18 protein-coding genes and 1 tRNA gene are annotated in these 22625 nt (G+C 42.9%); 10 read left to right on the plus strand and 9 right to left on the minus strand.

The window, feature by feature from the left end:
* Nucleotides 1–10 precede the first annotated feature (10 nt).
* From G6N79_RS08135 to G6N79_RS08145, 3 genes are read left to right on the plus strand one after another with little or no spacing between them, the layout of a single operon-like run.
* Nucleotides 11–1288 (plus strand): hypothetical protein, encoded by a 1278-nt coding sequence (locus G6N79_RS08135; protein WP_146060661.1) that lies wholly within the window; start codon nucleotides 11–13, stop codon nucleotides 1286–1288.
* Nucleotides 1278–2294, plus strand: coding sequence for a fasciclin domain-containing protein (locus tag G6N79_RS08140; RefSeq protein WP_160003796.1), 1017 nt, complete (start codon nucleotides 1278–1280; stop codon nucleotides 2292–2294). The genes G6N79_RS08135 and G6N79_RS08140 overlap by 11 nt, the downstream gene beginning before the upstream one ends.
* Before the next feature lie 20 nt (nucleotides 2295–2314).
* Nucleotides 2315–5584, plus strand: coding sequence for a TonB-dependent receptor (locus tag G6N79_RS08145; protein ID WP_103907446.1), 3270 nt, complete (start codon nucleotides 2315–2317; stop codon nucleotides 5582–5584).
* Nucleotides 5585–5958: 374 nt separating this feature from the next.
* On the opposite strand, the gene feoB is transcribed toward G6N79_RS08145, so the two are convergent.
* Nucleotides 5959–8061 (minus strand): ferrous iron transport protein B, encoded by a 2103-nt coding sequence (gene feoB, locus G6N79_RS08150; protein ID WP_103907447.1) that lies wholly within the window; start codon nucleotides 8059–8061, stop codon nucleotides 5959–5961.
* Nucleotides 8062–8064: 3 nt separating this feature from the next.
* Entirely contained in the window at nucleotides 8065–8304 is a 240-nt protein-coding gene (locus G6N79_RS08155) for a FeoA family protein (protein ID WP_103907448.1), read from the minus strand.
* 106 nt (nucleotides 8305–8410) lie between these two features.
* Here G6N79_RS08155 and G6N79_RS08160 point away from each other — a divergent pair, with 106 nt between their 5' ends.
* Nucleotides 8411–8884 carry a MarR family winged helix-turn-helix transcriptional regulator gene (locus G6N79_RS08160; RefSeq protein WP_103907449.1) on the plus strand — a complete coding sequence of 158 codons (474 nt, stop codon included), beginning with the start codon at nucleotides 8411–8413 and terminating at the stop codon, nucleotides 8882–8884.
* Here the strand turns inward: G6N79_RS08160 and G6N79_RS08165 are convergent, their stop codons facing one another.
* Together G6N79_RS08165 and G6N79_RS08170 are read right to left on the minus strand one after the other, a co-directional pair.
* Nucleotides 8885–9703, minus strand: coding sequence for a ZIP family metal transporter (locus tag G6N79_RS08165; protein ID WP_103907450.1), 819 nt, complete (start codon nucleotides 9701–9703; stop codon nucleotides 8885–8887). It lies immediately after the preceding gene.
* Nucleotides 9700–10299, minus strand: a complete 600-nt coding sequence (locus tag G6N79_RS08170; protein WP_103907451.1) for a phosphatase PAP2 family protein — start codon at nucleotides 10297–10299, stop codon at nucleotides 9700–9702. Before G6N79_RS08170 ends, G6N79_RS08165 begins: the two co-directional genes overlap by 4 nt.
* 188 nt (nucleotides 10300–10487) lie before the next feature.
* Between G6N79_RS08170 and glmM the strand changes: the two genes are divergently transcribed.
* The 3 genes from glmM to G6N79_RS08185 all read left to right on the plus strand — a co-directional run bounded on the left by glmM (nucleotide 10488) and on the right by G6N79_RS08185 (nucleotide 13558).
* Nucleotides 10488–11870, plus strand: a complete 1383-nt coding sequence (glmM, locus tag G6N79_RS08175) for a phosphoglucosamine mutase (RefSeq protein WP_103907452.1) — start codon at nucleotides 10488–10490, stop codon at nucleotides 11868–11870.
* Between the two features lie 89 nt (nucleotides 11871–11959).
* The gene (locus G6N79_RS08180; RefSeq protein ID WP_146060662.1) at nucleotides 11960–12526 is read left to right on the plus strand and encodes a hypothetical protein; all 567 of its coding nucleotides are present in this window, start codon (nucleotides 11960–11962) and stop codon (nucleotides 12524–12526) included.
* Between the two features lie 99 nt (nucleotides 12527–12625).
* Nucleotides 12626–13558 (plus strand): hypothetical protein, encoded by a 933-nt coding sequence (locus tag G6N79_RS08185; protein ID WP_103907454.1) that lies wholly within the window; start codon nucleotides 12626–12628, stop codon nucleotides 13556–13558.
* A 44-nt stretch (nucleotides 13559–13602) separates the two neighbouring features.
* Here G6N79_RS08185 and G6N79_RS08190 read toward each other — a convergent pair whose 3' ends face one another.
* Nucleotides 13603–14571, minus strand: coding sequence for an SRPBCC family protein (locus G6N79_RS08190; protein WP_103907455.1), 969 nt, complete (start codon nucleotides 14569–14571; stop codon nucleotides 13603–13605).
* A 103-nt stretch (nucleotides 14572–14674) separates the two neighbouring features.
* Between G6N79_RS08190 and rplU the strand changes: the two genes are divergently transcribed.
* Nucleotides 14675–14986 carry a 50S ribosomal protein L21 gene (rplU, locus tag G6N79_RS08195; protein WP_103907456.1) on the plus strand — a complete coding sequence of 104 codons (312 nt, stop codon included), beginning with the start codon at nucleotides 14675–14677 and terminating at the stop codon, nucleotides 14984–14986.
* 43 nt (nucleotides 14987–15029) lie between these two features.
* On the plus strand, nucleotides 15030–15296 hold the full coding sequence (gene rpmA / locus G6N79_RS08200) for a 50S ribosomal protein L27 (RefSeq protein WP_103907457.1): 267 nt from the start codon (nucleotides 15030–15032) through the stop codon (nucleotides 15294–15296).
* 200 nt (nucleotides 15297–15496) lie between these two features.
* Here the strand turns inward: rpmA and G6N79_RS08205 are convergent.
* The 4 genes from G6N79_RS08205 to G6N79_RS08220 form a co-directional block, all read right to left on the minus strand.
* Nucleotides 15497–15570 (minus strand) — tRNA-Ala (locus G6N79_RS08205).
* Nucleotides 15571–15606: 36 nt separating this feature from the next.
* Nucleotides 15607–17505 carry a DUF3857 domain-containing protein gene (locus G6N79_RS08210; RefSeq protein ID WP_103907458.1) on the minus strand — a complete coding sequence of 633 codons (1899 nt, stop codon included), beginning with the start codon at nucleotides 17503–17505 and terminating at the stop codon, nucleotides 15607–15609.
* A 1-nt stretch (nucleotide 17506) separates the two neighbouring features.
* On the minus strand, nucleotides 17507–19477 hold the full coding sequence (locus G6N79_RS08215) for a transglutaminase family protein (RefSeq protein ID WP_103907459.1): 1971 nt from the start codon (nucleotides 19475–19477) through the stop codon (nucleotides 17507–17509).
* Between the two features lie 115 nt (nucleotides 19478–19592).
* Nucleotides 19593–21365: an ABC transporter ATP-binding protein gene (locus tag G6N79_RS08220; RefSeq protein ID WP_103907460.1), complete on the minus strand. Its 1773-nt coding sequence runs from the start codon at nucleotides 21363–21365 to the stop codon at nucleotides 19593–19595.
* A gap of 149 nt (nucleotides 21366–21514) precedes the next feature.
* On the opposite strand from G6N79_RS08220, the gene G6N79_RS08225 reads away from it, so the two are divergent.
* Complete coding sequence (locus tag G6N79_RS08225; protein ID WP_103907461.1) at nucleotides 21515–22585, plus strand: Glu/Leu/Phe/Val family dehydrogenase; 1071 nt, start codon at nucleotides 21515–21517, stop codon at nucleotides 22583–22585.
* Nucleotides 22586–22625: the final 40 nt, after the last annotated feature.

The following is a 22625-nucleotide window of genomic DNA, read 5'->3' on the forward strand; positions in this document are numbered from 1 at the left end:
TAATCTATTTATGAAAAGATTCATGGGCTATCTACTCCTATTGTTTTGTATGGCCTGCCAGAAAAATGAATTTATTCCCAATGTGGAAGGTGAAGCGATTCCATATCAGGATAGTCTGTCCTATAGCACCTTGCAAAAGGAACTTGAAAAACCAGCATTCTCCATCTACAAGATTCTATGGGATAAAGCTGATTTCCCTGGTTTTGCAAAACAGGATTCCCTATCCGAATATCCTGTCAGCAGGACCATTACAAGAACCTATTTCCTGGTGGAAAATGGTGTGCTGGAAAAGGCAGGAATAAGTACATCAGTTGCTAAGTCTATGCCTGTAGAGCAAGCTAAGGAATTAGTGTTTAATCATATTTACCAACAAGCCTATGATGTGGATAAAGGTCTTGATGGGAATGGAAACAGTTTAAAATCATATCTGCATTATCCAGTTCCTGAAGGTGTTTTTCCACTGAGCTACTATGTCTATCAAATCAAGTTAAGTTTTGTTAACGGGAAACTCCTACGTGATGGACAGCCATTTGACATTGGGAAACCTCTATGGACAAAAGAGGGAAGTGTTATCATTCCGGCAAAGCAACTTATAGTGCAGCAAAAGGATATGTTGGAAATAATGGAAAATGATCCTGACCTGAGCATTTTTACTGGTTGGATAAAATGGCGGGATACTGAATATCTCCGTCTCCATAACTATTTGGCTGATAGTTTTGGTCCCGGATATGAGTTCATGAAGGCGGATGATCAATATTATCAATTGTATAAGTTCAACTTCAAATTATTGTCCAATCCGACACCCAAATATGGAGATGGTTTCCGTTTTCAACGGTCAACATTCCTGGCTCCAACAAATGAGGCTTTCAGAAAATTAGGCTTTAACTCATTGACCGACCTGATAGCTTTTCAGGAGGCTCACTACAAACCTCAACCTACAGATTGGTCCTTTTTTGAAGAGTCATTTGCTGTTGATGATTTGTTGGAAAAGCATTTTTGGAAGGAAGGCGTATTTATGCCGGGGCAACAATTTGAAATCTACAGTTATTTGATCAATCCAACATTTTTCTCACGCATTCTAGCTCCACCAAATAGTAATAGTGATATCCAGGCTGGTGGTGATGCAAAGAACGAAATTACCCTAGCTATAAAAAATTCACCCTATCCAGCGGGGAAGCTCATCAAAAAGGATATCCCAACATTGCAGGGCCCACTGCATACGATAGATGCTATACTTGTACCCACAAATTTTAAACTGGATTTTAATAAGAGAAAATATGAAAAATAAAATATGGATTGTCAAGGTATTGGTGCTATTCATTTCACTATGCACCCAGTCTTGTAAAAATAATGTACTGGAAAATCAAATCAGCAGCAATTCCATAGGTTCATTGCTCATGGATAATCAGGGTTTTCAAGAAATTAAAAAAGTCCTGAATCTATCCGATAGGATGAAGGAGCTTGTGGGGACGGAAAAGAGGACTGTCTTAGCCTTTACCGATGACACCTATTTGACGACCTATCTAACGGGTGGTATGGAAGAACTAACTTATGGCTTTGAAAAAGCGCCAGCAGAATTCATCAGGCGAATTGCGGATTTCAATATTCTATTGGACGATCATGATTTTCTTGCTCTTCCACTGAAGAAAGAACAGGCAATTGCGGTCGACGGAAATAAAAATTTTATTATTTCTCGGTCTATTGTTTCCGGGGATACCTTGACTACCATCAATGGGGCACGCGTAGTGAACGTGTTGAAGGGATCAAATGGGACGGTGTATGTACTTGATAAAGTATTTTTCGGGAATGAGGATTATGCACATGTGAGTGAAGGATTAGCTTCGCAAAAAGCACTTACGCTATTCAATTATGCCGCTCAGGTTACGGGGATGAAAAGTTTTCTGGCTAATGGTTCATCCTATTTTACGGTTCTAGCTCCTTCAAATGACGCTATGGCCATGGTTGGATACCCTGATTTTGCCAGTATTGATGTAGCGGATAAGGACAAACTTGTCTATTTTATCAAATCCCATATCATTTCTGATAGAAAATACATGATTGATATCGAGCTTGAATTAGTTCCATACACAAAACCTTTTCCCGTAGAAACACTGTCGGGCAATATCATCTACGGTGATTTACGCACCTTTTATGATACAGCAGATAATAGAAAGGGCTTCTGCATAATTGGAGAGGATTTTAATGAATATGATCTAGCGAAATTAATGCAGCGAGATATCCTCTGTAAAAACGGGCTGGTCAATATTGTAAATATGGCCTTAATTAAACCATAGGCTGCACAAAAAAGTTAACCATGAAATTTATTTCTTTTTATAAGAGCATAGTGACAGGGATACTAATCTTTACACTAAGCTTAACGGGGCATGTAATGGCCCAGGAAACTGCCGGTGCCTTAACGGGTAAGGTATTGGATATGGATGCAAAACCTTTGGATGGTGCTACCGTTGAAGCATTGCATACCCCATCCGGAACGCGCTATGCGCTTTCCACAGATCGAGAAGGCCGATTTACCATTACCAATATGCGGATTGGAGGACCTTATTTGGTGACCGCACGTATGGTAGGTAAATTGGTGGAGGAAAAACCAGAAGTTTTTATTCGATTGGGTGCAGCGCAAATCCTTGATTTTCAGTTGCGATCTGCAGATCAGGTCATCGATGAGGTGGTGGTAAAAGCTACCCAGCGCGGACAGCGTGCCGATAACTACGGAACCGGTAAAAACATTTCGAATGAACAGATCAAAGACATGCCAACGGTAAACCGTTCCATTACCGATATTACAAGATTGACGCCACAGGGAAGCCGAGACAATAGCTTTGGTGGAACGAACTTCAGGTATAATAATGTTACCATTGATGGAGCCATCAATAACGATGCAATCGGATTTTCACCATCGTTGGGTGGCCAAACGGGAACCTCGGGCATGGCGGGAAGCTCAACACGAACCAATCCAATTTCCATGGATGCAGTGCAAGATATGCAGGTGTATCTGGCACCATTCGATGTGAAGATCGGAAATTTCACGGGTGGTTCCATCAATGCAGTAACCCGATCGGGAACAAATCGAGTGGAAGGTTCGGTATACGGGTTTGGACGGAATGCCAGCTTGGTCGGAAAGGATAGAGTAGGGACCCTTGGAAAAATGAATTCAGATTTCTACGATTACCAAGCCGGTTTTCGGATTGGATTCCCGATCATTAAGAATAAGCTGTTCTTCTTTTCCAACGAGGAAATTACTCGGAGAGAAGATCCTAGCCAATTAAATATAGGCACCATCGAAACGTTGCATATCTTGAGCCCTGAAGATGCCGAAGCGATTTCCACCTCTGTTAATAATAGATACGGTTCAATTTTCAATGCCGGAACACCCGGTTTATATACGAATTGGAGCAAATCCACCAAATTTTTCAATCGCTTGGACTGGAACATCAATGATCGACATCAATTGGCTGTCCGGAACAACACAATATTCAGTAAAGCTACCCATATGGACAGGGATCAGCAGGATTTCCGTTTCAGCAGTATGGCTTTCGAGCAAACCAATAACCAAAACAGTACCGTTGCTGAACTGAAAAGCAGGTACAATAACCAATGGTCATCCAATGCACTTATTGGATTTACCGTTGTCAAGGATAAACGCGATCCCATGAGCGATCCCACATTGCCTCAGGTGCAAATCCAAGGGCGCACACCAGGCACAACCATATATTTAGGGACAGATCGTGAAGCCAGTATCTTTGATATGAGACAGCAGACGATCGAATTGACGGCGAATGTGAACTGGAACACGGGTAGACATAAGGTCCTTTTTGGAACGCATAATGAATTATATGCGATCCAATATGGCTTTGTCAACAGCTGGAATGGACGGGTAGACTACAACAGTGTGGAGGACTTTATAGCCAATACGCCATACCGGGTTCGGGGTAGCTATAATTATATAAATAATAGTCGCGATTATATCCTTAAAAATCCTGCAGCTGATTTTCAGGTCAACATGTATAGTTTGTACATGCAAGATGAAATCAGACTGCATGATCGCCTTAGCATAACCCCAGGCTTACGCTTGGATTTAATGCAGCTACCAACCATGCCTACTTTGAGCGAAAAAGTCAAAACGATGCAAACGGATCCCTATTATGGTTCTACCTATCATTACACGCCGATCAATCGCATTACGAATGATTTCTTCAATCGGATCCAGATCTCGCCACGGATTGGATTCAGATGGGAGACCAACGAGAATAGAAATGTGGTTATCAGGGGTGGTGCCGGAATGTTTACCGGAAGAATTCCATTTGCCTGGTTAGCGTATGCTTATTACAACACTGGAGATAGCTATGGTGCCTTCGACCAAAGAGCGGATCAGAAGCCTTTCGTGCCGGGGTCGGATGCGATTGAGCCGAATCCTAATGGGTTGGGTAAGTTTATTACGGAGAATGCAACGGACATTTCCGACGTGCACAGCGGAAAAACACAAGTCGATCTGGTGGACAATGGATTCAATCTTCCCCAGATATTGCGAGCAAGTGTTGCGGTAGACTTTGAAACAGAGAATAACTGGAAATTTACACTTGAAGGATTATATACCAAGAATTTGAACGATGTGCTATTCCAGCAACTCAATACCAAGGACAATCCATACTGGTACGGCTATGATCCGGAAAGGAAACAACCTGTTTATTCGGGTTCTGTTGATAACCGATTCTCCAATGTGTATTTGTTAAGTAATACCAATCAGGGACATCGCTATCATATAACGGGAACCGTGACGAAGTCTTTACTGGAAAATCTGCAGTTTACGGCCAGCTACACCTATGGAAAATCAAAGGATCTCAGCAATGGTGTTCGGAACTCTATGGAATCCAATTGGCAATTGAATCAATCGCTTGTACCGAACAATCCAACTCTGGCCTATAGCAATTTTGATATCCGCCATCGAATTGTTTCCAATGTATCCTATTCAGTGGGTTGGAATCGTTATGGAACAACCAATTTTGGTTTATTCTTCTCAGCACAATCGGGCAGTCCATTTTCCTACGGGATAGTGAACCGGAGCATTCAAGGGTTACCTCAGCAAGTTTCCTTGGTCTACATACCTAGGCAGGAAGAAGCTGTTCGCTTTTTCCAGAATATTGCCAATGGACCAACTGCGTTGGAACAAGCCCAAGCCTTCAATGCATTCATTGATCAGCATGCGTATTTGAAAGGGCGGAGAGGGCAGTTTACAGAACGAAATACAGGAAGAACGCCATGGAATGTACAAGCAGACTTTCATGTTGCACATCAATTGCCCATTACTAAATCAGGTCAATCGATCACCATATCAGCAGATATCGTCAACTTAACTAATTTGCTGTACAAGGAATGGGGTGTGCAATACTTCTCGCCAAACACGTTCAATTCGACAAGTTCGGTAGGGTTGGAACCAACTTTGTTTCCGCCGCAGCAAAATGCAGGAAATTGGCCAGTTTTTACATTTAAGGATCCAGGAAAACCTTACAGTGTAGATTACTTCAATTCAAGACCTCAAGTCCAGTTGGGATTGCGGTATTCTTTTTAAACGAAAACTACGTACTATAAATTGGAGGTGGGTAATCAAATCGATTACTCACTTCTTTTTTATTACAAAAGGTTCAATAAGACCAATCGTTAGCCATCATCATAAAAAATCTTATGTTAAATAGATTATTGTAAAAAATCCCCCTAGTCAGCCTCAATAGGGGATATCAAAAAAGGGACAGCTAACGCCGTCCCTTTTTCTTATGTGATCAATTCAAAACTACCCTTATTTTTTCGGTTTTATTTCCACATCACAGTTGCACCCTTTTCCACAGCCAGGCGTACCTGATTTCTTACTGAAGAAAGGTTTGAAAATAACATAGAGCGCGAATATAAAAAGCGCGAAAATAATAATGTATTGAATTGTTGTACTCATTACTTTAGAATTTGGTAAGCGATCAACGCAGCTACATATGCCAAACCGGTCATGAACAAGGTTTGGATCAAGGTCCATTTCCAGGATCCTGTTTCCTTGCGTACTACACCGATGGTAGCCATACATTGCATTGCGAACGCATAGAATAATAATAACGAAATTCCGGACGCAAAATTATAGGCTGGTTTTCCTGTGTTTGCGTTTATTTCAGCACGCATCCGGGATAATAAGGTTGCCTTCTGGCCTTCATCTTCAATATCGACATCATCGTCAAGGCTGTAAACAACCGCCATGGTTCCCACAAATACCTCACGTGCCGCAAAAGAGGAAATCAGTCCGATACCCATTTTCCAGTCGTAACCCAAAGGGCGAACGATAGGTTCGATGCCCATTCCAATATATCCCAAGAAGGAATGTTCCAGTTGATAAGAGGCAACTTCTCTGGCCAAATCATCCTCAGCCATATTGGGATTGTTTTCCGTAACGATTTGTTCGGCATCATAGAAATTCCTATTCGGCCCGAAACTGCCCAATACCCACAATACAATGGAGATCATCAAGATAATCTTACCGGCTTCGAAAAGGAATCCAGAAGCTTTATCCCAAACATTGGTCAGCACGTTCTTCCAATCCGGCATTTTATAAGTCGGTAATTCAAAGATTAGGAAGGATGAACGCACGGACTTGATCACTTTATTCAAAATCCACGCGGAACCCAATGCACCGACAATACCCAATAGATACATAATAAATAGGGTAATACCCTGCACATTAAAACCAAGGAAAGTCGTTTCGGGAATAATCAATCCAATGATCACGATATAGATCGGTAAGCGTGCCGAACAGGTCATGAACGGGGTCACCAACATCGTTAGCAAACGTTCCTTTGGATTTTCGATATTCCTTGCGGACATCACAGCAGGGATGGCACATGCTGCTCCCGACATTAAGGGAATAACAGATTTACCGTTCAAGCCAAAAGGACGCAACCAGCGGTCCATAAGGAAGACCACACGGCTCATGTAGCCGGATTCTTCCATAAGAGACAGGAACAAGAATAGGATAACAATCTGTGGGACGAAGATGACAATACCCCCGATACCCGCCACGATTCCATCGATGAACAATGAGGAAAGCGGGCCTTCAGGCAATACGCCAGCCAGATATTCCGTCAGGGATCCAAAGGTGCCATCGATCCAATCCATCAACGGTCCGGACCAGGTGAAGATCGCTTGAAAGATCAGGAAAAGCAATCCGAAGAAAATGATATAGCCCAATACAGGATGTAAAAGGATGCTATCGATTTTGGAGGTGCTATCCAGCGTTTTATTTTCCGCTTTATTCAGGATGCCTTCCAGGTCTGCAGTAATCTGGTCGTGACGGATCACGGATTCCATTTTTTGCATCTCCTGCGGATTCAGGCTGTATTTTGCCTGGATCTGTGCGATTTTTTTCTGGGTTGGTTGGTCCAGGTAACTTACGTTGTCCTGCGCCAAGTATTGCCATGTCAGGTATTCCGTTGCCAATGGAAAAAGCTTCTTGGCTTCCTCCATTGGAGCTTTGAACTCCTGTGGTACCTGGAATCCTCCGGTGTAGAATCCCGGTTTCTCATCCAGCGATTGGATCAAATCCTGTAATCCCTTGCCTGTTCTGGCATTGGTTTTATAAATTTTGGTCTTCAGGTAGGCTTCCAATTTTGGAAAATCGATGTTCATTCCTTTGCTGTCGATTTCATCCATCATATTGAGGACAAAAATAGCTGGGAGGCCCAACTCGCGTGCTTGTTGGTACAGAATAATCCCGCGCTTGATGGTTGCGGGTTCCGCCACAACAACGGTCAGGTCGGGGCTGAGTTTATTTTCTTTCTGACTTAGGACCTTAAATACGATTTCCTCATCCAATGAATTCGGGAATAGGGTATAGGTTCCTGGTAAATCAATGATTTGATACGTCTTGTTGTTGGCTTTTAAAGTACCTTCTCTTTTTTCTACAGTAATACCGGGGTAGTTTCCCACCTTCTGGTTCAATTTGGTAAGACGGTTAAATAAGGATGTTTTACCTACATTGGGATTGCCCAGCAGTACGATATTGGAATTTCTCATTAATTAAATAATAACTGCGGTAATAAGTTTAGCTTCGGATTTTCGGATGGCGATCAACGCGTTGTTCTCTAGGATGTTGACACAAATAGGGCCATTGAAGGGCGCTTTATATTTGATTTCCACGAGGGATCCCGGATAGAACCCAAGTTCATAAAATTTGGCTGGTATTTCTTGGGATTTGATATGATCGATTTTAACGACATCCCCGATTTTTAGTTCGTCGAGACTAACATTTAACTGCATTATTTGAAAGTTTTTGAGCAGATTTTAAAAAATAATGTACAATAGCAAAGATAAATAATTAAAATCTTTTAAATTGCGTATTAAGTCACACTAATGTATTTATACTATGCCAAAGATTGAAGAACTTGTAAAAGTCAGGCAATTCGCAAGTCCTTGGCATCGCGCAACAATTAATATTATTTACACGAGCAATTGGTTGAACGTGATGCTAGAGAAACGAGCGGGTGCGAGACAAATCACCTTGCAACAATTTAATGTGTTGCGTGTACTGCGGGGGCAGTACCCAAATCCCGTTACCAACAATTTATTGAAAGAACGTCTATTGACCAAAACGCCAGACATCAGTCGGTTGGTAGATCGGATTGTAAACAAAGGTTTGGTTTCTCGGGAAAAGAACAGCGTGGATAAACGCGCGGTGGATCTTTTGATCACCGAAAAAGGTTTAACCCTGCTTGAGGAAATCGAGAGCGACATGATGTTAGGGGATATCCTCCAGGATAATCTAACCGCTGATGATTGCCTCAAGCTGAGTGAATTATTAGATAAATTCCGAGGCCCGATGAACGGGGTCGAATATTAACTAATGATCATGATCATGATGGTCATGGTCGTGATGCTCTTCCACATGGTCCGCAGGACCGTGGTGATGATGCGCATGATCGTGACCATCAAATAAAAAGTTCGCTAGGGATACCAATACACCCAGTAATACAGCGAGCATTTTCTTTTTGTTAAAGGTATGGTGGTCTGCAGAACCCGATTCAAAAAGGATCGTGGTTGAAATGTGTAGAAATATACCAATGACAACGGCCATCATCTTATCAAAATACTGTGCTACATTGCCGATTTCTCCAGCACTGATCCCTTTACTGGTCAAGAAACCCAATGGTGTCATTGCTGCAAAGATGGCGATGAAGAGGATAATCGTCTGTTTGGAAAGTCGTGTGCCGATCAAGAGACTGCCCAGTGCAAAGGCTGCCGGGATGTGGTGAATGGCAATACCGAACACCAATTCATTGCGGTGACCGGAAGCCAATGGGAAGCCCTCCAGGAAGGCGTGAAGACATAAACTGAGTAAAATGGCAATCGGGAAAGCCTGATGGTTATGTCCATCCTCTTTATGAATATGCCCATGTTCTATACCTTGGGAGAAATGTTCCAATACCAATTGGAATAGAAATCCACCTAAAATGTACAATCCGATGATTTCACCCGGCGTCTGATTGCTGTGGTAAACCTCAGGAATCAAATGCAGGACGGTAATCGAGAAAAGGTAAGCGCCAGAGAAGGAGAGAACCAGTTTTAACAGTTGGGTGTTGTCCCTTTTCACAAAGAAGACAGCGATACCGCTCAATAATGCGGAGAAAAATAAGATCGAAACAATCAAGAAACTACTCATACAGGTGTTGTTGTGGGTTGGGGTTGGGGTTCGAAAAATTTAGGATAAAACCTTTTGAATAAATAACCTGTTCCTAAACCTATAAGTGTCCCGTTTATTGCACCCACCAGGATATCCAATGGATAATGAACACCGACATAGATTTGAGAAAAAGATATGGAAATTGCCCAAAGGAGACATAGCCATAGGGCATGCTTCCACTTGCGGCGGAATAATACAATCCAGAAAAATGCCATGGCAAAGTGATTGGTGGCATGGGAGGAGGTGAAACTGTAGCCTGAGCCACAACGTGCGCGCAGATTAACCTCGTTCTTGAAGACCACATCATTACATGGACGGACCCGCTTCACTGTTTTCTTGATCAAATGGGAAGAGACCGAATCGGAAATACCAAAGGTGCCCAATGTGCAGGCAACGATCAGGATTCCCACCTTACCGTAATGTTTGATGAAGAAGATAATGAGGAATAAATAAAGAGGTGACCAGGTAAACGGATTGCGTAAAATAGGTAATAACCAGTCGAAAACAATATTGCTTAAGCTCTGGTTGATGAATAAAAAGAGTTCTTGATCGAATTGAATTATTTTCTCTAACATGATTGTTCAATAGTAAGGACAATTAAAATTTAATTATACCAAAACTATAAAAAAAGATGTAATACCTACTTTAATATCGCAAACGAAACAAAGTTGCAACAAAGATAGGTTCTTGTTTGGAAAAAAAGAATAAAAAACGATAATATTATTTTAATGCCTTAAATTTACCGGCATTAACAATTTCATTTATGGCTTTAATAAAATCTATTTCAGGAATTAGAGGAACGATTGGTGGCCGTCCTGGCGACAACCTGACACCAGTTGACATCGTGAAATTCACGGCTGCTTACGGAAAGATCATTACCGAAAACGCATCGAACAAAACCATCGTTGTGGGACGCGATGCACGCATCTCGGGCGAAATGGTTTCCAATTTGGTGATTGGAACCTTGCAGAGCATTGGCATCAATGTGATCGACTTGGGGCTGTCAACTACACCAACCGTGGAGATTGCCGTTCCAAAGCTACAGGCTGCAGGCGGTATTATCCTAACAGCTTCCCATAATCCTGGTCAATGGAACGCATTGAAGTTATTGAATGAGAAAGGTGAATTTATCGATGATGCGAAGGGTAAGGAAGTGTTGGAGTTGGGTGAGAGCTTGAATTTTGACTTTGCCGAAGTACATGAGTTGGGAAAAGTGACTAAGGACGAATCCTACATGCAAAAGCATATTGAAGATGTGCTTGCGTTGGAATTTGTGGATGTGGATGCGATCAGGAAGGCAAACTTCAAAGTTGCGGTAGATGCGGTAAACAGTACGGGTGGTACATTTATCCCTGCGTTATTGGAAGCACTGGGCGTGCAGACCGTTTATAAAATCCACTGTGAGCCCAACGGAGATTTCCCGCATAATCCCGAGCCATTAAAGGAACACCTTACGGATTTATCCAAGGCTGTTTTGGATCATGGAGCGGATCTGGGTATTGCCGTGGATCCCGATGTGGACCGTTTGGTTTTCATGATGGAGAACGGTGAGTTATTCGGGGAGGAATATACCCTAGTTGCTGTTTCTGACTTTATCCTATCCCATAAGAAAGGGAATACTGTTTCCAACCTATCTTCGACAAGAGCGCTTCGTGACGTCACAGAAAAGCACGGCGGGGAATATTTTGCCGCAGCAGTAGGTGAGGTGAATGTGGTCACAAAAATGAAAGAAGTGGATGCCGTGATCGGTGGTGAGGGTAATGGTGGAGTAATCTACCCGGCCTCGCATTATGGCCGTGATGCCCTGGTAGGTGTAGCACTTTTCTTGACACATTTGGCGAAATTGGGAAAAAAAGTAACGGAATATCGTGCCGAACTTCCGCAATATTTCATGTCCAAGAACAAGATTACCCTGACTCCAGGTTTGGATATCGATAACTTGTTGAACAAGATGCAGGAGAAATATGCCCATGAGGACCATTCCACAATTGATGGGTTAAAGATAGACTTTGCGAATGAATGGGTGCACTTACGTAAATCCAATACGGAACCGATCATCCGAATCTATTCCGAAGGTCCAACACCGGAAGCAGCAGAAGCAATTGCGCAGAAGATTATGAATGAAATTCAGGAAATTGTAGGTTAATATACCGGCATACAGCCTGTAAAAATAAAATATCCCCCAAATCAGCTATTGCGTGATTTGGGGGATTTCCTTTTTTTTACCCCATGAACATGAAGACGCTATTATTAACCCTTATGATTTCCCTTGTCCTCGGCTTTGCGGGCGCGCAGGAGCGGGTCAATGTCCGGATAAAACAGGATTACAAACTCATCAATGGTTCGGGCGGTGTATTTACATTGAAGAAATCGCCTTTTAAGTTTGTTTTTCACGTCAAGGGAACGGATGGTTTTTTAATAGCTTTTACGCAGCAGGACGATATTTATCGATCGGCCATTGGCGAAGCAGACCTGGAGGTTATGTGGTTTGCCAATACGGGAATGGCAGAGAGTCTGTTCAATTCGGAGAAATCTGTGACCATTTCGGATGAGGCTCCTAGCTATTGGTACTTCACTGGTATTACAGAGCACCGTTTCGACCCCCATCCACAGGGCACAGCCCAGGAATGGATGGCCGAGCGGTCGGTGGATGCGTTTTACCTCACAGAATTCTCGGATACATACCTGATTAAAGATATGGTGCGACCACTGTATTTTATCATCTACAGCCCTACCTATGACGAGGATTATAAGTTGATCGATAAACAGATTTTATACCACGGTCAACTCCATTGGAAATAATTTCATTGCCTTTGTTCCATCTTCGCTATTAAATCCTTAATTTGCTATAACTTACGGATTAACCTAGCGACTTCGGTCGATTGTTATTTTTGGGAACGAATGCAAACTAAATACATCTTTATTTTTTCTGCGCTTGCTATGGTCTTTGCCATGTTTGTTGGGTGTGTCAAGGACCCGGAATACAGCAACGAACTCCTAAACCGTACGGAAAGTGTTATTGAGTTACAATCGGGCATTGCCGATCGGGAGATTGCGATGGAATCGGAAGATTGGGCGCTGACCTATGTCCGCTTCGTGGGCAATAGAGGCGACATCTATGCGAATGATTATAAACCATTGGCATTGGATTCCGTGGGCATGGTAAAAGCTGGAAACTGGCTGTCCGTAGAAAAGAAAAAGGACAAAGATGCTGTACTCTTGCTGTCCTTGGATGAAAATTTCAGTGAGGAGCCCCGGCGCTTGCGGTTAGGGGTTAGAGATGGGCAATCCATGCGAGAAATTCTTGTCACACAGCGGCGGGGGAGTGGGTATGTACTGAAAGAAAAGATCATTACCGAGGAGGAGGCAACTACCTTTGAGCATAATGATATTTTACGGCGGAGAACCCTTGCAAATGCCAATGATCATCCGATAAACATCGGCTATTACATTCGAGACCTGCTCCGGGATACCCGTTTCACCTCTGAATTTGAACTGAAGGATCCAGCGCACTTTGGCTGGTTCCCGGAACCGGATTCGATGATCCGGATGCTGCCGGTGACCTATGAAGGAAAGGTCATCTGGGATGAACCCGTGAAATTTCAGTCGCGGATTACTTATTTTCCCTATCAGCAGGATAATCCAACGGTGGTGATGAGAGAGATCCCCGCCAATTCGGAATTAATTATGCAGAGCCAAGTTCGGATGCGCTACAGGATTTGTAATTTCACCTTTGTGGTGCAGCATGTCGATACCAAGTTTGAGACCCGTATCCAAGGGGTTTGGAAACAACGCATCCCGCTGACCTATACGATCAATGAATGGGTAAATTAGAAACCGTTCTACCCTGATGGCACTTCTTCCTAAGTACAATCTATTTAAGATGTTTTTGATTCCGCTCGTTGTTTTTCTATACGGAGAATATTCTGTTGGATATCCTGCATGATCCATTTTGCCCATACGCTCGCATAGAAATTGAAAGTTGTTTTCAGGGTGAAATGACTGTATAAATGCAATCTGTAGGTGTTATCGGAAAGCTGTTCCAATTCGTAGGTTCCATCCTTTACATTAAAGAATTTCCCACCCACAACCACATGTTCGTCCAAAGTCGTTGACGGAATTTCATAGGGATTCGCTTGAATAGAGAAGGTCATTTTCTTTTGGTGCTCGTAGGCAGTGACAGTTTCATGGAAGACCAAACCGTTCGTAAAAATTGCTTTTCTATACCCGCCGACAGCAGCTTTGTCCAGTTCGGCCTCAACAGGTCTCGGAAATCCGAGGAAGCTGTTCAACCAACCGGAATCCTCTTCCTTACTGATATGAGATACTCGTGTTACCAAATTCCAGATCGTTTCAGGAGAGGCGTTGATGTCAATGTAGTTGTATGCCCTGTAGGTTTGTTGCGGTCGGCCGATTTTATTTTCAATCGGACCGAGAAAAAAGGGAAGCAATATCGCGATGGAAACATAGGTCTTTTTGCTTTTCAATCTTTTCAGAAGTGCACCTATATAACCACCCAAAGATGCTGTAAGCATCCAAAGGGGAAATACCATCACCCAACATGCCCATCCCTCCAGCTCTAACACCAATGTTGCGAACAAAAAGATGGCTAGCGGAATCCAAGGGAAAATCAATACATAACCTTTGGATTTCAAGTCTTTTTCATCGGAAAAGTAGGTGGCGATAATGCCCATAATGAACGGACTGAGGAATAGAAAGGAGATCGTCATGACGCCGAATAGACCTTCCATGGACTTCATTCCGAATAGGATACGAAGGATAAGGGCATACAACGCGGGAAATAGAAAAACAGTGAGAATCTTTACGGTTTTTGAAGTATTCAGCATGGCTAACTTGGTATGTTCTAAAATATAAAAAATAATTGCATGATTCAAAATGAATGTCTATCTTTGCCACTCATTAAATAATTAACAATTTTAATAAATAACAATGTACGCAATAGTAAATATAGCAGGGCAGCAATTTAAGGTTGCAAAAGACCAATATCTTTTTGTACACCGTTTACAAGGAGACGAAGGCGCTAGTATTGAATTTGACAATGTATTGTTAGCAGAAGACGGTGGTAAATTCACTGTAGGTACACCAGCTATCTCAGGTGCTAAAGTTTCGGCTACTATTTTGTCACATTTGAAAGGTGAGAAAGTTATCGTATTCAAGAAAAAACGTCGTAAAGGCTACAAAAAGAAAAACGGTCACCGTCAACAATTCACTAAAATCCAGATCACTGGTATCAGTTTATAATTGAATTTTTAATCTGACGAGAGTCATAAATTAGAATAAAGAAATGGCACACAAAAAAGGTGCGGGTAGTTCCAAGAACGGCCGTGAGTCACACAGTAAGAGATTAGGTATCAAAATTTTCGGTGGTCAACAAGCAATCGCTGGTAACATCATCGTTCGTCAACGTGGTACACAGCACAACCCTGATGCTAACGTTGGTATCGGTAAAGACCATACTTTGTATGCTTTAATTGATGGAACAGTAGTTTTCCGTAAAAAAGCAAACAACAAATCTTATGTTTCTGTACAACCAGTAGAAGAAAACAACTAAGGTTTCGTTATAAGATACATAAAAAGCCTGTTTGGATCTCCAGACAGGCTTTTTTTGTGTTTGTGGTAGGCGTATGGAGAACGGCAGGGCATGGACGCTGGCGCACGAGATGTGCGGTTGCCATGGTGCGACTAAACGATACCAACCAAAATAAAAAAGCGTTAATCCATTACAGATTAACGCTTTGTCTTTTGATCCTGTGGAGAATACCGGATTCGAACCGGTGGCCTCTTGCCTGCCAGGCAAGCGCTCTAGCCAGCTGAGCTAATCCCCCTTAGCACCGCAAATATAGGGTTTTACTTGGAAATTCCTATTTATATGTAAAGTTATATTTCCATGAATCCGTATAGGCTACTTCGGACATAAAATTATAGAATGATTCATAGCTTTCGGCCGGAAATTCTCCTTCTTTTAAGACCAGTTTACGGTAGCAGATCATCTTGCCGTCTTCAAGTTTCACCGTGAATTCATAACTGCCCATTGGCACTTCATTTTTAACCGTTTTGGGAAGAATAATCGCTTTCAGATTTTTGGGAAGTTCAATTATAGTCTCATCGATATCCGTATATCCGCGCGTGATTTTCACTGGATTCTTCCTGTTGCGAATATCGGGAATACCAGTAGACCTGTTGAAGATGTTTGGAAAAACAGTCATGTTATCCTTATTCCTGACAGCCAAATTCTCAATGCTGATCTGCAGATCTTCCTGCAAGGTGAGCTTAGGAGCGCTGTTAACCTTATAATTTACATCCAAAAATTGGATACGATTGATATCATATTGCTTGCGCAGGGCCTTGACTTGCTCATCCCTCACTTTCTTGATGTTGCTGAAATGGTTGTCAAATTGTGTCCCTGCAAATGCCGTGGACAGGGAACCCGTCATGTTTCCTAGCGAATCCAATTTCAGGTTTGCGATGCGGTGTTGCAGGTTGTCTTGGTAATCATATACTGCCGTACGCATGACCTGGCCACCCTCCGGCGTACAGGCCAACACCAGTCGATCGTCCGTAAAATCACCTAGGTATCCAAATGGCATGTCCTGGCTGGTACATTCCAACCACGTCGTGTCATTGGCAAAGGGGAGACAGAGAATAACATGATTGCCATCGATTATGTTGGCGAATTCAGGCTCCACATCAATCTTGCGGTTGCCCGCTTCGACGATACAGTAGTAGGAGGGAATATTGGCCACATCCAGCAAGGCTTGCGTATAGTTTACCAAGGCCTTGCAATCGCCATAGCCTAGGCGGTCCACATCGGTCGCAGGGAAGGGTTCCTGACCACCAATACCGATCTGAATACTGATGTATCGGGTTTTTTTCTGCATGTATTCATAAATCGCCTTGGCCTTTTCGCGGTCTGTTTTCAGGTCCTTGCATAGCTCTTGGACTTTCGCTATCGTGGCAGGTGCCAGTTTCCGCTTATCCTTCAGCAGGGTGGCATTCATCCAGTTGCCGAAACTTTTCCAATCGGTTGCCGAGCCATCATACTTATAATAAGAAAATGCTTCCGGAACTGCCATCACGTGCATGCCCGTAATTTGACGGATAGGACTGAACGGCTCCGAACGGCTCGCCGGAATGTTCTTGGCTTCCCACGTATAGATTTTCTGTTTGCCCTGTTCTTCCACCTTACCCGGTGATTGAAGATTCTTGGTCAATATCCGCAATGTCAAATCCGAGGGCGTCACAATCTGGTAACTGCTTTTCTCTACGGAAACATCAACTGTATAGTTGGGATTCCAGGAACCGATGATTAAACTTTGATTGTGCTTTGTTTCGTAATCCAATTTAATGGTGTACGGATAACTGTTCTGCTTGGGATCATAGTGCTTTAAACGGCTGCTGGAAAACATGGTCACCTCATCCGATGCGCTATAATCTTTAAAGTCCTTCATGGTAAATTTCTTGATCAGCTTTCCATCACCATCATAGATTTCCCCTTTGATACTTTTGATCTGCCGAGATTTATCATAGCCGAACACCTGATCCGCATAGGCATCACCTTTGGCGTTGTGAATGGTCATAATTTGAGTCCCTGTTTGGGTCATATCATCAGGGCCTTTGATAACATAGGTTCGGATGTCCTCCCGAATAGTTGCAGCAGCGTGGCTGCGCAATTCCTTTGGAATGCTGGACGCTTCATATTGTGCGGACGCCTGTTGTGCTACGGAAAGAAATAAACAGGCAATAAGGATAAACTTCTTCATGCTATTGCTTTGCAAATTGAAAATCTTTCTGTTGTTGTTGAATGATCCGGGCGTATAGCTCCTTCAGGAAAAAATATTCATCGGAAGTGTAGATGGCCTTGTTCATGGATATCTGCTGTTGGATCATCAGGTTATTGCCTTCTATGGCCGATTTAAATGTATATTTAGCGGCTTGTTCCGGCAGCGTCATGGAAATATCCTTCGGTTTATCTTTAAGGACATAACCATTTGGCAGGGTGAAATTAAAGTTATACAGCTCGCTTTCCTCTGCACCGAGATCCACAGGGTAATTCCGCTGTTCCAAGGTAAATGGATTCTTGGTTATACGATTGTAAATCATGGGATTCAACACATACCGAAGGTCATTAAAGTTATCCCGAAGGTCTATTTCAAAGGTTAATTCCTCAAACAGACTTTTTTCAAGGTTGTTCAGGTTGTCGACTTTCGATTTTTTTATCCGGAAATTACCCGAATTCTCCATCAGTTTCTCTTCGTATTCTTCCAATGAAGGGTATTCGTCAATCGTATTTCTTTTCGCTAGCGCTTTTAAACCTGTACTTTGAATTCGTAGGGTTCCAGTGATTTTGCCCGTGCTATCCAGAACAGCGAGTACATTGTAGATGTTTTTTGAAGGTGTGGTATTGACCAGGTCCACCCAATCTGATTTTCCCTTGGAATAGATCACCCGTCCCTTATAATTAATGGACTCTAGGGAAAGTTCTCCGAATGGCAGCATGTTGACAGATGCATCCAATAGGTAATCCTTGCCATCGATCTTGACCATGCATAGCACGCCGTTAAAATCAGTGAGGACCGGGTAAAGTAATCCCGGTATACCTGTTGTGCGGTGTGAAAAAATGACTGGATAGGCCTCGATGTCTGCAGCATTCATGGCTGCAACCAAGGCAAGGTTGATATCAGCGATGTTCCCTTTTTTCTCCGCTAAAGCTTTTTTGATTCCTTTTTCAGCGTATTTTCCACCTACTTCATTCCAAGCAATATGATCCTGGATATAATAATAGATATTCTTTGCTTTGGCCAGATTGGTCGTTGCCGAATCGACCATCGTAGGTAAAAGTTCCTTAAATGCTCCCTTATTTTTTATCTGCCCACCAAAATCCTTATCAGCCATCAACTCTTCATCGATATTGGCCCACGTTTTTGCAAAATTGGTCACACCGCCGGCTGGTCGGGTATACGAACGCAATTCAAAATTGATGGAGGAAATATAGTTGATCGGCGCAAGCATAAAACCTTCATCCTTAAATGCAGGGATATCCTTCATAATGTAGATCAGTTTGGAACAATCTTGCCTATTCCCGCCATATAGAAAATGTTCCCGTAGGATTTCGTCCTTTTGTTCCGTCAGACCGTAATAACCTTTCATGGACACATTATAATCAAATGTTGCAGGTATTACAGCCACATATTCACTATGCAGTTTTGGTAGGTTCGATTGAAAATACCACGTCCTAAAATTTCTGATGAATGGACTGTAAAGCCTATAGGAATATTCAATGATCGAATTTTCCTTGATATTAGGAAGCGTAAATTTCAGTTCATTTGCGTACTGTGAAGCCTTCTCGTTAAATACGGCTTCACGTTTCATTTCCGTTTCTTGGACCTGACCATTTTCATAGTTGAGCGTCCTGCCCTTCAATTCCTTAATATACTCTTCCTCGTTTCCTGACTTATACAGCCTCAGTTTTACATTCGCCTCGTCAAATCCTTCCTTGTCCAGGATTTTGATGCGCACATGTTTTACATGGACGATCATTAACTGTTCATCACCCTCGACGTACTGCAGTTCGGTACGACCATGCTCGAAGAGAACAATCGCATGAGCTGTTGTGTCAGTTTTTTTCAGATCATCCGTAAAATTGCGGATATGGATTTTGGGTAGGGGGTTTTCCTGTGCATTACCCATTGCACATGCCATAAGCATGGCCAGGATGAGATAAATAGATTTCATAAACAATTGGTAATAGTTCACCAAATGTAAAAAATATTAAGTTAATTGTCGGTTAAATAATTTTTAATTGGTCTTTTTTTTGGAAAAAAAATGATGAGGTTGCGTAGTGCTTAGGTTAAGCTTCCAATAATTGTTTCTCGTAAAGAGAGAAGTATTCCCCCTGTTGGGCGAGAAGTTCTTCATGGGTGCCTTCTTCGATAATCTTTCCATCATCCAGAACAATGATATGATCGGCGTTCTTGATCGTTGAAATGCGGTGTGCAATGATAATGGAGGTCTTGCCTTTCATGATGCGGCCAAGGTTGTGCAGGATTTCCTCCTCGGTCTTGGTGTCCACAGCAGAGAGACAGTCGTCAAACATCAATATCTGCGGATCTTTTACTAATGCCCGTGCAATCGATACCCGTTGTTTCTGACCTCCGGATAAGGTAATTCCACGTTCGCCGATATGGGTGTCAAAACCTTCGTCAAAGGCAATGATGTTCTCATAGACCACAGCATCCTTCGCGGCCTGTTCGACTTTTTCCTGGTCCACCTCATCCAACCCAAAGGCAATGTTTCGCGCTATGGTGTCCGAAAATAGGAATACGGACTGCGGGACAAATCCGATCTGTTGGCGGAGGTTATCCAGATGAAAATCCTTGATGGGTTGCCCATCGTAGCGGATTTCGCCGGCATCGGTGTCGAACATGCGCAGGAGGAGGTTCGCCAATGTGGACTTGCCGGATCCTGTTTTCCCGATGATGGCCAAGGTTTCGCCAGGTCGGATATGGATATTGATATTATCGATGGCTTTGATGCCGGTATCCGGATAAGTAAATGACACATTCTTCAGCTGTATGTCTCCTTCCAACTTCCGGTCCTCAGTACCGTCCTTGATTTCCGACTGGGTATGGAGAAATTCATTGATCCTTTTTTGGGATGCTGCTGCCCGTTGAATTAGGGAGGTCACCCAAGCCAAGGACATGGCAGGAAACGTCAGTTGATTGACGTAGATGATAAATTCAGCGATGTTCCCCGCAGTGATATTTCCGGCATTGACTTCCAGACCACCCACGTAGACCGTGATAATCGTACTGAAACCAATCAGGAAAATAATCAGTGGGAAAAAGATCGCCTGCACCTTGACCAATCGCAGGTTGATGTTCCGGTAATTATCACTCTCCGTCCGAAAATTAGTCATTTTATCTTCCTCACGCGCATACGTCTTCACTACACGGATGCCGGAAAAAGTTTCTTGGACAAAAGAAGAGAGATTGGACAATTGCCGTTGGATGCGCTCGCTCCGGCGGTTGATGACCTTGTTCACGAACAAGATCAACACGGAGATGATCGGTATGGGGAGGAGGGAATAGGTCGCCAACGTGGCATTCACATTATACATCGCATAGATGATCATAATGGATAACACCACGGTATTGATGGCGTACATGATGGCAGGGCCGAGGTAATTTCGAACCTGGTTGACATCCTCGGTTGCCCGATTCATCAAGTCCCCAGTATTATTGCGTCTATAGAAGGCAAAATCCAGCTGTTGGTAATGCTGGTAAATTTCGTTCTTGATATCGTATTCTATGTGGCGCGAGGTCAGGATCAAAGTCTGGCGCATCATGAATAGGAAAATTCCCCGCAGCAGTGCGAGGACCAGCACCACAATACCGAAGAAAAGCAAGCTCTTGCTGAAGATGTCATAGATCAGTTCCTGCCGGTCGAAACCGTCATACAGTCGGTACAGATCAATGTTTTCCTTGACCAAGTCAAAAGCTTCGCGAATGACCTGTGCGGGCAGAATTCCGAAGTAATTGGAGATAATCACGAAGATTATTCCGGGGATGATCTGCCAGCGGTACTTGTAGAAAAACTTATTGAGGTATGACAATTCCTTCATTCCAACAAAAGTATCTATAAAATTTTAAATAATTGGGCGATAAAGTTGTGATAATGTCAATAGTTGAACCTATTTCATATATTTTGCTGCTAGTGGTTAAAGAACTAAATAATTTGTTAATTTTGTAGCTGTTAATTTTTGTTTTTAATATGCAAAAGGATTCTACCTCGCTATTTGATTTGATGCGTGTTTCTGACCATCAAAATATCTTCATTTGTAATGATAAGGAAGTTGGATTGAAGGCGATTGTCGCCATTCACGACACCACTTTAGGACCAGCCATCGGCGGGGTTCGTATGTTGCCGTACAGCTCAGAGGCAGAAGCCATTGATGATGCGTTACGTTTGTCCAAAGCAATCACGTACAAAGCATCGTTGGCAGGATTGAATCTTGGTGGAGGTAGTGCCATTATCATTGGTAACAACCGTACAGAGAAGTCTGAAGTATTGATGCGCCGTTTTGGTCGTTTCATCAACGGGTTGAATGGAAATTTCATTGCATCCATCGATGTGGGTACAACCCAGAAGGATCTGGAATACATCCATGCGGAAACAAATTATGTAGCTGGCTTACCGACTTCATTGAATGGAGCCGGAGATACCACGGTATTTGCTGCAAAGGGTGTTTATTATGGTATCAAAGCTGCAATCAAGGAATTGTACGGAGATGATAACCTCGCAGGCAGAAAGATTGCCGTTCAAGGGGTAGGCAGTGTGGGTGAGCATTTGGTATCGCTGTTGCGCGCCGAAAATGCACGCGTATACGTTTCGGACATGACCGAAGAGCGCAAGATGAAAATCGCGGCAAAATATAAAGCTGAACCTATCACTTATTCAACCAGCTTTGAATTGGATGTCGATGTCTATGCACCATGTGCACTTGGTGGCACTGTTAATCCGGATACGGTTCCGCGTATGCGTTGTAAGATCATTGCAGGTTCTGCCAACAACCAACTCTTGGAAGAAGAGCGTACCGTAGAATTGTTAAAGGAACACAACATCCTTTATACACCTGACTTCTTGATCAACGCCGGTGCATTGATCAGTTGTTTCTCCGAACTGGAAGGTTATGGGGCTGACCGTACGGACCACTTGATCCGCTACATCTACACAGCAACGAGACACGTGATCCAGAAATCTAGAGAAGAAAATATTTCAACATACCAAGCTGCGAAGGACCTGGCTGAAAAACGCATCCAGGACATGAAGAAGCTTAAATAGATTAATATAGTATAATATCGTTCTTTATAAAAAATCGTTC

It is taken from the genome of Sphingobacterium lactis, assembly GCF_011046555.1.
GTDB classification, from domain to species: domain Bacteria; phylum Bacteroidota; class Bacteroidia; order Sphingobacteriales; family Sphingobacteriaceae; genus Sphingobacterium; species Sphingobacterium lactis.